The sequence below is a fragment of the Dietzia cercidiphylli genome (genome assembly GCF_014145145.1).
GTDB classification, from domain to species: domain Bacteria; phylum Actinomycetota; class Actinomycetes; order Mycobacteriales; family Mycobacteriaceae; genus Dietzia; species Dietzia natronolimnaea.
On record NZ_JAALEA010000331.1, the window covers coordinates 1 to 10,363 of the forward strand.

11 protein-coding genes and 1 pseudogene are annotated in these 10,363 nt (G+C 70.4%); all 12 read right to left on the minus strand.

The features are described from left to right. Positions 1 to 93: 93 nt before the first annotated feature. Positions 94 to 1,365, minus strand: a complete 1,272-nt coding sequence (gene tyrS / locus G6028_RS12015; protein WP_182658998.1) for a tyrosine--tRNA ligase — start codon at positions 1,363 to 1,365, stop codon at positions 94 to 96. A 31-nt stretch (positions 1,366 to 1,396) separates the two neighbouring features. Beyond that, positions 1,397 to 2,047 (minus strand): DNA-3-methyladenine glycosylase, encoded by a 651-nt coding sequence (locus G6028_RS12020; RefSeq protein ID WP_182658999.1) that lies wholly within the window; start codon positions 2,045 to 2,047, stop codon positions 1,397 to 1,399. Further along, the gene (locus tag G6028_RS12025; RefSeq protein ID WP_182659000.1) at positions 2,044 to 2,265 is read right to left on the minus strand and encodes a Trm112 family protein; all 222 of its coding nucleotides are present in this window, start codon (positions 2,263 to 2,265) and stop codon (positions 2,044 to 2,046) included. Before G6028_RS12025 ends, G6028_RS12020 begins: the two co-directional genes overlap by 4 nt. A gap of 5 nt (positions 2,266 to 2,270) precedes the next feature. Continuing rightward, positions 2,271 to 3,710 carry an argininosuccinate lyase gene (gene argH, locus G6028_RS12030; protein ID WP_182659001.1) on the minus strand — a complete coding sequence of 480 codons (1,440 nt, stop codon included), beginning with the start codon at positions 3,708 to 3,710 and terminating at the stop codon, positions 2,271 to 2,273. After that, entirely contained in the window at positions 3,707 to 4,906 is a 1,200-nt protein-coding gene (locus tag G6028_RS12035; protein ID WP_095717203.1) for an argininosuccinate synthase, read from the minus strand. The genes argH and G6028_RS12035 overlap by 4 nt, the downstream gene beginning before the upstream one ends. Before the next feature lie 53 nt (positions 4,907 to 4,959). Next, positions 4,960 to 5,454: an arginine repressor gene (locus tag G6028_RS12040; RefSeq protein WP_176474999.1), complete on the minus strand. Its 495-nt coding sequence runs from the start codon at positions 5,452 to 5,454 to the stop codon at positions 4,960 to 4,962. After that, the gene (argF, locus tag G6028_RS12045) at positions 5,454 to 6,407 is read right to left on the minus strand and encodes an ornithine carbamoyltransferase (RefSeq protein WP_182659002.1); all 954 of its coding nucleotides are present in this window, start codon (positions 6,405 to 6,407) and stop codon (positions 5,454 to 5,456) included. Before argF ends, G6028_RS12040 begins: the two co-directional genes overlap by 1 nt. Beyond that, a complete protein-coding gene (locus G6028_RS12050; RefSeq protein WP_182659003.1) occupies positions 6,404 to 7,618 on the minus strand; it encodes an acetylornithine transaminase in 1,215 nt (404 codons plus the stop codon). The genes argF and G6028_RS12050 overlap by 4 nt, the downstream gene beginning before the upstream one ends. Further along, complete coding sequence (gene argB / locus G6028_RS12055) at positions 7,615 to 8,550, minus strand: acetylglutamate kinase (protein WP_182659004.1); 936 nt, start codon at positions 8,548 to 8,550, stop codon at positions 7,615 to 7,617. Before argB ends, G6028_RS12050 begins: the two co-directional genes overlap by 4 nt. Before the next feature lies 1 nt (position 8,551). After that, a complete protein-coding gene (locus G6028_RS12060) occupies positions 8,552 to 9,028 on the minus strand; it encodes a hypothetical protein (RefSeq protein WP_182659005.1) in 477 nt (158 codons plus the stop codon). After that, entirely contained in the window at positions 9,025 to 10,062 is a 1,038-nt protein-coding gene (gene argC / locus G6028_RS12065; protein WP_182659006.1) for an N-acetyl-gamma-glutamyl-phosphate reductase, read from the minus strand. The genes G6028_RS12060 and argC overlap by 4 nt, the downstream gene beginning before the upstream one ends. Before the next feature lie 69 nt (positions 10,063 to 10,131). Then, positions 10,132 to 10,363, minus strand: a pseudogene (locus G6028_RS12070) (DUF2786 domain-containing protein); the annotation flags it as partial.

The following is a 10,363-nucleotide window of genomic DNA, read 5'->3' on the forward strand; positions in this document are numbered from 1 at the left end:
AGACGTGAACCCAAACGCAAATCGCCAGGTCAACAGGCAGAAATGCGACACGGCGCCGGTGAAGACCGGCGCCGTGTCGCGATGCTCCCCGGATCAGTGGATCCGCACCCCTGCGAAACTCCGCTTTCCACGCCGGAGGACGAGCCACTCGCCGTGGAGCAGGTCGCTCGCCTGCGGGGTCCACTCCGCGTCGTCGATGCGCACGTTGTTGACGTACGCGCCACCCTCACCGACGGCACGTCGCGCCGCGCCCCTGCTCTCGGACAGACCGGAGGCGACCAGGAGATCGACGATCGTCCTCGGGCTGTCGGACCCCACCTCGACCGCGCCGGCGTCCTCGAGCGCAGCGCCGAGGGTCCGCTCGTCGAGCCCGGCCAGCTCGCCACGTCCGAACAGGGCCTGGGACGCCGCCTGCACCGATTCCGTGGCCGCCACCCCGTGCACCATCGTGGTCATCTCCTCGGCCAGGCGCTTCTGCGCCGCCCGCAGGTGCGGCTTCTCCCTGGTGAGTGCGTCCAGCTCGTCGATCTCCTCCCGGCCCAGGAACGAGAACCACCGCAGGTAGCGGACCACGTCGGCGTCGGAGGTGTTGAGGAAGTACTGGTACCAGGTGTAAGGACTCGTCAGGGCCGGGTTGAGCCAGAGACTCCCGCCGCCCGTCGACTTACCGAACTTCTTCCCGTCGGACGAGGTGACCAGGGGGACGGTCATCGCGTGCACCGACTCCCCGTCCATCCGGCGGTTCAGATCGACGCCGCCGACGATGTTCCCCCACTGATCGGAGCCGCCGATCTGCAGGGTGCACCCCATGGTGCGACGCAGCTGCACGAAGTCGTTGGCCTGGAGGAGCATGTAGGAGAACTCGGTGTACGAGATCCCGTCACCGTCCAGGCGACGCTTGACGGTGTCGCGCCCGAGCATGGTGTTGAGCGAGAAATGCTTGCCGACGTCGCGGAGGAACTGGATGGCGGTCAGGTGACCGGTCCACTGCATGTTGTTGACCACCCGGGCGCCCACCGGCCCCTCCGTGAGGTCCACGAACAGCTCGAGCTGACCGGTGATGCGCTCGGTCCACTCGGCCACGGTGTCCGCGGTGTTCATGGTGCGCTCCCCCACCTCGCGGGGGTCCCCGATCATCCCGGTCGCTCCGCCGGCCAGGACGATCGGCCGGTGCCCGGCCAGCTGGAACCGCCGGAGGGTGAGCAGCGGGATCAGGTGACCTGCGTGCAGGCTCGGCCCGGTGGGATCGAAGCCGCAGTACAGCGACACGGTGCCCTCGTCGAGATGGGCACGGAGCGAGTCGAGGTCGGTCGACTGCGCGATGAGCCCCCGCCACTGCAGGTCTTCGAGGATGTTGGAAGTCACGCACGCCATTGTTCCCCATCGACGTGGTGGGCTACCACGGGGCGGGGTGCGTCACCCTCGGCGCGCGTGGACTGCGCCGGTAGGAGGAGACCTCCCGGGCGCCCGCGAGCCAGAACCGCCAGGGTCTGTCCGCCTCACGGGAGACACCCACCCTGGGACCGGACCGGATCTGCGACTCGGCTACCGGATCGGCGCGGAATGTGACCGACGACGACGGGTCGAGGACGTCCATGCCCCGGTAGGACAGCTCGATGCCCAGCACCTTGCCGAGATTGCCCGGCCCGCGAGCCGCGCGCTCGACGGGTATCCCGGGCCGGCGGTCGTCCACCACCCGGTGTCCGCCCTCCACCCGCCCGGCTCGCAGCAGCACCCCGCCGCCCTCGCCCGCGGGACGGCAGGTGATGTTGACACACCGGTGGATCCCGTGGCTCAGGTAGACGTACATGTGACCGGCGTCGCCGAACATCACCTCGTTCCGCGGGGTCGGACCCGGCCAGGTGTGGGCGGCGGGATCCGGGTGGGGCGAGTCGACCGGTCCGCCGTAGGCCTCCACCTCCACCACCCGCACCGAGACCGGACCATGGGTCAGGACACCCCCGAGCAGTGCCCGTGCGGCATCGGCCGGGTGGGCGTCGCGGAGCAGCGCCCGGAACTGCCCCGGACCGGTGTCCGGTCGGGTCACTCCTGCGGAGCGCCGCCCGCACGGGCGAGCAGGTCCACGTGCTCGGCGTCATCCACCTGACGTGACTCCTCCACCAGCAGGACCGGGATGCCGCCGTCGATCCTGTACGCGCGGCGGAGGCGGGGGTTGTACAGCGTGTCGTCTCCCGCCAGGAGGAGCGGACCCTTGTCCTCGGGACAGGCGAGGATCTCCAACAGACGGTCATCGATGGCGGACATGGCGCTCACCCTACCCAGTGGGCGAGCTCGTCACGGATCTCTCCCAGCCGCCGCCGCTGGTCGGCCACTGCGGTGCCGGCGGTACCGCCCCGTGCACTCCGTGACGCGATGGATCCCGTCACGGTGAGCACATCGCGGACGTCGGGCGTCAGCGCCGGGTCGACGGCCGCCAACTCGTCGTCGGTCAGCTCGTCCAGCCCGACGCCGCGGGCCTCGGCCACCCGCACGCACTCCCCGGCCGCCTCGTGGGCGACGCGGAACGGCACGCCCTGACGGACCATCCACTCCGCGATGTCGGTGGCCAGTGTGTATCCGGCCGGGGCGAGCGCGGCGAGGCGCTCCGGGTGGAACTCCAGGGTCGAGACCATCCCCGCCATCGCGGGGAGGAGCAGGTAGAGCTGGGCGACCGAGTCGAAGACCGGTTCCTTGTCCTCCTGCAGATCCCGGTTGTAGGCCAACGGCTGGGCCTTGAGGGTGGCGAGCAGTCCGGTCAGGTTGCCGATCAACCGACCCGTCTTCCCGCGCATCAGTTCCGCGACGTCCGGGTTCTTCTTCTGCGGCATGATCGAACTACCGGTCGACCACTCGTCGGCCAGGGTCACGTATCCGAACTCCGGGGTCGACCAGGCGATCACCTCTTCCGCCAGCCGGGAGAGATCGACCGCGATCTGCGCGAGGACGTAGGCCGCCTCGGCGGCGAAGTCCCGCGAGCTCGTCGCATCGATCGAGTTGTCCGCCGCGCGATCGAACCCGAGCTCCGCCGCGATCGCGTCCGGGTCAAGTCCGAGGGACGAACCGGCCAGAGCGCCCGAACCGTACGGAGACACCGCGAGACGGCGGTCCAGGTCCCGGATCCGATCGACGTCCCGCAGCAACGGCTGCGCGTGGGCCAGCAGCTGGTGCGAGAGCAGGATCGGCTGAGCCGCCTGGAAGTGCGTCTTGCCCGGCATCACGGTCTCGGGGTGCTCGTCCGCCTGCGCCACGAGAGCGTCGACCACGTCGAGCACACCCCCGGCCACCTCACGCACCGCGTCACGCAACCACATCCGGAACAGCGTCGCGACCTGGTCGTTGCGGGACCGGCCGGCACGAAGGCGCCCACCCACCTCGACCCCCACCCGGTCGATCAGACCGCGTTCGAGGGCACCGTGAACGTCCTCGTCCGATTCTGCGGGGACGAACGCGCCGGAATCGATGTCCGCGGCCAGGCGGTCCAGACCGTCCAGCATCGCGTCGAGGTCCGCACCGGAGAGCAACCCCGCGCGGTGCAGAACCCTGGAGTGGGCCTTGGAGGCCCTGATGTCGTACGGAGCCAGCTCCCAGTCGAAGTGCGTGGACTTGCTCAGCGCGGCCATCGCCTCCGCGGGCCCGCCCGCGAAGCGTCCGCCCCACAGCGCTCCGGCGTTGGTGCCGTGCCGTTCGTCCTGCCGGTCGGCGTCGCTCACAGCCCGAGGTCCCGCTTGGCGGCGATCTTGGAGCTCAGACCGTGGAGGTTCACGAAGCCCTTGGCGTAGCTCTGGTCGAACGAGTCCCCCTCGTCATAGGTCGCGAGGTTGAAGTCGTAGAGCGAGGAGTCGGAACGACGACCGTTGACGACGATGGAACCACCGTGCAGGACCATCCGGATGTCCCCGGAGACGTGCTGCTGGGTGTTGTCGATGAAGGCGTCGAGGGCGTATTTCAGCGGGGAGAACCACAGGCCGTCATAGACCGCGTTCGACCACTGGTCGGAGACCCCGGACTTGTACCGCGCCAGCTCACGCTCGAGGGTGACGTCCTCGAGCGCCTTGTGCGCGGTGATGAGGATCATCGCTCCCGGCGCCTCGTACACCTCGCGGCTCTTGATACCGACGAGCCGGTCCTCGACCATGTCCAGCCGCCCCACGCCCTGGGCCCCGCCCCGGCGGTTGAGCTCCACGATGGCCTCGAGCACGGAGACCTTGCGCCCGTCGATCGCCACCGGGATGCCCTCCGAGAAGGTGACGGTGACCTCGTCGGGAGCGGCGAAGTTGAGGGTCGGGTCCTCGGTGTAGTCGTAGACGTCCTTCGTGGGGGCGTTCCACAGGTCCTCGAGGAAACCGGTCTCCACCGCGCGGCCCCAGACGTTCTGGTCGATCGAGAACGGGGACTTCTTGGTCACGTTGATGGGGATCTCGTTCTGCTCCGCGAACTCGATGGCCTTCTCACGCGTCCAGGCGTAGTCGCGGACCGGGGCGATCACCTCGAGGTCCGGGGCGAGCGCACCGAAGCCCACCTCGAAGCGGACCTGGTCGTTCCCCTTGCCGGTGCAGCCGTGCGCGACGGAGGTACCGCCGTGCATCTTGGCCGCCGTGACCAGGTGCTTGACGATCAGCGGGCGGGAGATCGCCGAGACCAGCGGGTACTCCCGCATGTACATCCCGTTGGCCTTGATCGTGGGGGCGCAGTACTCGTCGGCGAACTCGTCGCGGGCGTCCACGACGATCGACTCGACGGCGCCGCAATCCAGTGCGCGCTGCCGGATGACCTCCATGTCCTCACCGCCCTGACCCAGGTCGATGGCGACGGCGACGACCTCGGCTCCGGTCTCCTTGCCGATCCAGCTGATGGCGACAGAGGTGTCGAGGCCGCCGGAGTAGGCGAGGACTACGCGATCGGACATGGTGTGCTCCTTGATGGTTCGGATCTCTAAGGTCTGGGTTGGGGTCGTGGATGTCAGAGTGGGCGTCGGGCGAGGGAGGCGAGCCGGTCCGCGAGCTCGGCGCCTCCGACGGGTTCACGGGCCATCACGAATATGGTGTCATCCCCGGCGATGGTCCCCACCACGTCGTCGAGGTTGGCGCGGTCCAGGGCGCTCGCCAGGAAGTTCGCGGCGCCGGGCGGGGTCCTCAGGACCGCGATGTTGCCACTGTGGTCCGCCGAGACCAGCAGGTCGCCGAGCAGCCTGCCGAGCCTGTCCGTGCCCCCGGGGATCCCCGGGGCCCGGCTGCCGTCCTCCGGGATGATGTAACGGCCCGCGCCTCCGTCGGCGGCCCGGAGCTTGACGGCCCCGAGCTCGTCGAGATCCCGGCTCAGGGTGGCCACCGCGACCGCGATGCCCTCCTCGGCCAGGGCCTCCGCCAGTTCGGTCTGGCTCCGGACGGGTCGGCGCTGGAGGATCTCGGCGATCCGGGCGTGCCTGGCGGTCCTGCTGACCGTCCCCACCGTCATCACGACCGCTCCATGAGCCACACGAGCAGCGCCTTCTGCGCGTGGAGCCGGTTCTCGGCCTCGTCGAACACGCGGCTGCGGGGGCCGTCGATGACCTCGGCCGCGATCTCCTTGCCGCGGTAGGCGGGAAGGCAGTGCAGGACGATCACGTCGTCGGACGCCCTGTCGACGGACTCCTGGCCCAACTGGTAACCGGCCAGGTCGCGGAGCCGGTCGGTCGCCGAGTCCTCCATCCCCATCGACACCCAGGTGTCCGTGATGAGGACGTCCGCCCCGGCCACCGCCGAGTCGACGTCGGTCGTGATCCTCACGGAGCCACCGGTCCCCGCCGCCACGCGCTCGGCGTCCGACACCACCTGCCCCGTCGGTTGGTATCCCTCCGGCGCGGCGATGGTGATGTGCATTCCCGCGGTCGCGAACCCGAGCAGATACGAGTGCCCCATGTTGTTCGCACCGTCGCCGAGATACACCGCGCGCAGGCCGGCGGTGCGACCGAAGTTCTCGCGGATGGTGAGCAGGTCCGCGAGGATCTGGCACGGGTGGAACTCGTCGGTCAGGGCGTTGACGACGGGCACGTCCGAGTGCGCGGCGAGCTCGGCGAGCCCGTCCTGCGAGTAGGTGCGCCAGACGATCGCCTCGACGTAGCGCGACATCACCCTCGCCGTGTCGGAGAGGGTCTCACCCTTGCCCATCTGGGTGGATCCGGAGTCCACCACGATGGCGTTCCCACCGAGTTGGGCGATGCCCGCGTCGAACGAGAACCGGGTCCGCGTGGAGGTCTTGTCGAAGATCACGGCGACCGACCGCGGCCCTTCGAGCGGGCGGGCCGAGAACGGGGCGGCCTTGAGCCGCATCGCCAGATCGAGGACCTCGGCCTGCTCCGCGGGGCTGAGGTCGTCGTCCCTCAGGAAGTGCCGCACCGACGATGATGCTGACGATGATGCCGAGGTCATGAGGTGGACTCCTTCGGGGTCGCGGCGTCGAGGATGCCCGGGAGCCCGGCGACGAACCGGGCGACCTGCTGCTCGGTCAGCACGAACGGCGGGGCGAGTCGGACCACGTCCGCGGTGGTGGCGCCGACGAGGTACCCGGCCTCCCGGGCCGCCCCCTCCACGGCCTTGGCGAGCGGGGCGGTGAGCACGACGCCGAGCAGCAGCCCCCTCCCCCGCACGTGGTCGACCAGCGGGTGGTCCAGGCACTCGATCTCCGCCGCGATGATCTTCCCGAGTCGGTCGACGTGCGCGATCAGGTCATCGGCCTCGATCGTGTCGAGGACGGCCAGGGCGGCCGCGCACGCGACGGGGTTACCGCCGAACGTGGTGCCGTGCTGACCCGCGGTGAGCAGGTCCCCGGCCGCACCGACCGCCAGGCAGGCACCGATCGGCAGCCCGCCCCCCAGGCCCTTGGCCAGGGTGATCACGTCGGGGACCACGCCGGCCCGCCGCGTGGCGAACACCGCCCCGGTACGACCGATCCCGGTCTGGACCTCGTCGACGATCATGAGGATCCCGTGCTCGCTGCACAACGATCGCACGTCGGCCAGGAAGTCCTCGGGGGGTTCGACGACCCCTCCCTCGCCCTGGACCGGCTCGACGATCACGGCGGCCGTGTCCGCGGGAGCCTGTTCGACGAGAGCGGTGAGCGCGGCGGTGTCGCCGTAGGGGAAGAACTCGACCCCTGCGGGCATCGGGTCGAACGGCTCACGTTTGGCGGGTTGGCCCGTCATCGCGAGCGCACCCATGGTTCTGCCGTGGAAACCGTTCTCCGCGGCGAGGATCCGCGAACGGCCCGTCCGACGGGCGATCTTGAACGCGGCCTCGTTGGCCTCGGCGCCCGAGTTGCAGAAGAAGGCGCGGACGGGCTCGTCCACCGCCAGCAGCGACTCGAGTCGCTCGGCCAGCGCCACCACCGTCGGGTGGATGTAGAGGTTGGACACGTGCCCGAGCTCGGCGACCTGTCGACTGACGGCGTCGACCACCGCCGGGTGCGCGTGGCCGAGTGAGTTGACCGCGATCCCGCCGAGCAGGTCCACGTACTCGCGGCCGTCGGCGGCGGTGACGGTGACGCCCCGGCCCGAGACCAGCTCGAGCGGAGGGGTGCCGTAGTTGCGCATGAGCGCGCTGTCCCACCGTGCGGTGAGGGACGTGGTGTCGGTCCCGGTCATCTCGCGCCTCCTGCCGGCGTGCGGATCTCGTGGTCACCCTCGGTGACCATGGTGCCGATGCCGCCCTCGGTGAGAACCTCGAGCAGCACGGAGTGTTCGACGCGCCCGTCGATGACGTGGGCCGCCCGCACCCCGCCCTGCACCGCACGAAGACACGCCTCCATCTTGGGGACCATCCCGCTCTCGAGCGACGGGAGCAGCCGCGCGAGCGGCCCGGTCCCGAGGTGCGTGACCAACGAGGACCGGTCCGGCCAGTCGGTGTACAACCCCTCCACGTCGGTGAGGACGACGAGCTTCTCGGCGCCGAGCGCGGTGGCCAGCGCACCGGCGGCGGAATCGGCGTTGATGTTGTGGACGGTGCCGTCGGCATCCGGTGCGATGGTGGACACGACGGGGATCCGGCCGGCCTCGATGAGGTCCAGGACGGCACCGGGGTCGACCGACTCGACGTCGCCGACCAGCCCGATGTCGGTCGGCTCCCCGTCGACCATCGCCGTCCGCCGGACGGCGGTGAACAGACCGGCGTCCTCTCCGGAGATCCCGACCGCGTAGGGGCCGTGCGCGTTGATGAGCCCCACCAGCTCGCGGCCAACCTGGCCGAACAGCACCATGCGGACGATGTCCATGACCTCGGGCGTGGTCACCCGGAATCCCCCGCGGAACTCGCCCTCCATCCCCAGGCGGCCGAGCATCGACGTGATCTGGGGACCGCCCCCGTGGACCACCACCGGCTTGAGACCGCAGGTCCGGAGGAACACCATGTCGGCCGCGAACGCCGCCTTGAGCTGGTCGTCGACCATCGCGTTGCCGCCGTACTTGACCACGACGATCTTGTGGTGGAACTTCTGCAGCCACGGCAGCGCCTCGGCGAGGACGTGGGCACGGACGAACGGCGTCAACTCGGTCGACCCGTCGTTCATCTCGGTGGTCATGTCAGGCCTCTCCGGGCTGGTCGGGAACGGTCAGGGTCAGGCGGACGTCGGCACCGCCGCGGTGGCGGAACCGGAACTCCACTCCCTCCGCCGTGGGTGCGGGTTCCGGCCACGGCTCGTGATCGGTGTCCGGTCGGAAGACGAGCACCTCGATCGGTCCGACCTCGGCACCCGACCGGGCGCTGACGAACCGGGCAACGTCCTCGGCGACGCAGTGGGTGAACGTGAAGTCCTCGCCGGGCTCACCGGCACCGGGACCGTCGAGCAGGACGACCCCGCGGATCGACGGGACCTCGGCGCTCAGGGTGCTCCACCGCAACTCCGCGGCGTCGGCCCCCTCGCCGTCGACCTCCAGCACGGACGTCGCGCCCGCGGGAGCCGCCCAGACCACCGCGTCGTTGCGCACCGGATCAGACCACGACTCGAGACCGTGGGTGCGCCCACCGGACACCGCGCCGGACAGGATGCCCGCACTCACGGGGCGAGGCCGACCGTGCTGAGTCCGGCGGTCTCGGGGAGTCCGAGTGCGAGGTTCATCGACTGGATGGCGCCACCGGCGGTGCCCTTGGCGAGGTTGTCGATCGCCGCGGTGAACACCGCGCGCCCCGCCCGCTCGTCGACCTCGATGCCGAGCTGCACGGCGTTGGACCCGAGGACCGAGGCGGTCATCGGCTGCACGCCCTCGGGGAGCACGTGGACGAAGGGTTCGTCGTCGAAGGCGTCGGCGTACACCCGCCGCAACTCCCCCGCCGTGGCGGTGGTCGGGGCGACCGCGGTGGTGAGGATTCCCCGTGCCATCGGGGCCAGGACAGGGGTGAAGCTCACCGACACCTGCGACTGGGTGACCGCCCGCAGGTTCTGGGTGATCTCGGGCGCGTGACGGTGGGTCGTGACGCCGTACGCTTTTGCCGAGCCCATGACCTCCGAGGCGAGCATCGGCACCTTGGCGGATTTCCCCGCGCCCGAGGCGCCGGTGACCGAGACGATCGTGATCCCCGACGCGTCGACCAGTCCGGCCGCCACCGCCGGGAACAGCGCGATGCTCGCCCCCGTGGGGAAGCACCCGGGCACCGCGATCCGGCGGGTCGACCGCAGCGCCTCACGCGCGCCGGGGAGTTCTGGCAGACCGTACGGCCAGGTGCCGGCGTGCGCGGACCCGTAGTAGGACTCCCAGTCCGAGGCGTCGGACAGCCGGAAGTCCGCGCCCAGGTCGACGACGAGGACGTCTGGCCCCAACTGCTCGGCGATCGCCGAGGAGTGCCCGTGCGGCAGTCCCAGGACCACGACGTCGTGCCCGGCCAGGGTGTCCGCACTGGTCTCGACCAGGACGCGGTCCGCGAGCGGCAGGAGATGGGGATGGTGCTCGACCAACGGCTGCCCGGCGTTGGACCCCGCGGCCAGGGTCCCGATCTCCATCTCACCCGACACGAGCGCGGGGTGCCCGAGCAGCAGGCGGAGGAACTCCCCGCCCGCGTAACCCGACGCACCTGCGACCGCTACCTTGATTGCCATGCGCACAAGTATGCATCACCTTGCAATCTTTTGCACACCGGCGCGCCGCCCTCGACCGTCCCGGACAGGTCACGCACCGAGCTGACGCCGTCCGCCGCGGAAGCGGCTCTGGCCGAGGTCCACCGATCCGCCCAGGCGACGCCCCTCCTCGATCCCCGAGGTGCCCACCCGCCGCCGTGCACCGCGGACCGCCGAGGGGAAGCGACGCCGCAGTTCGGAGTCCGCCCGCTGGGCGTCCGATCTCAGGACGAGTCCCGCCCCGGCGGCGTCCCCGCTCCCGGCGACGGCGTCGTGTTCGGCC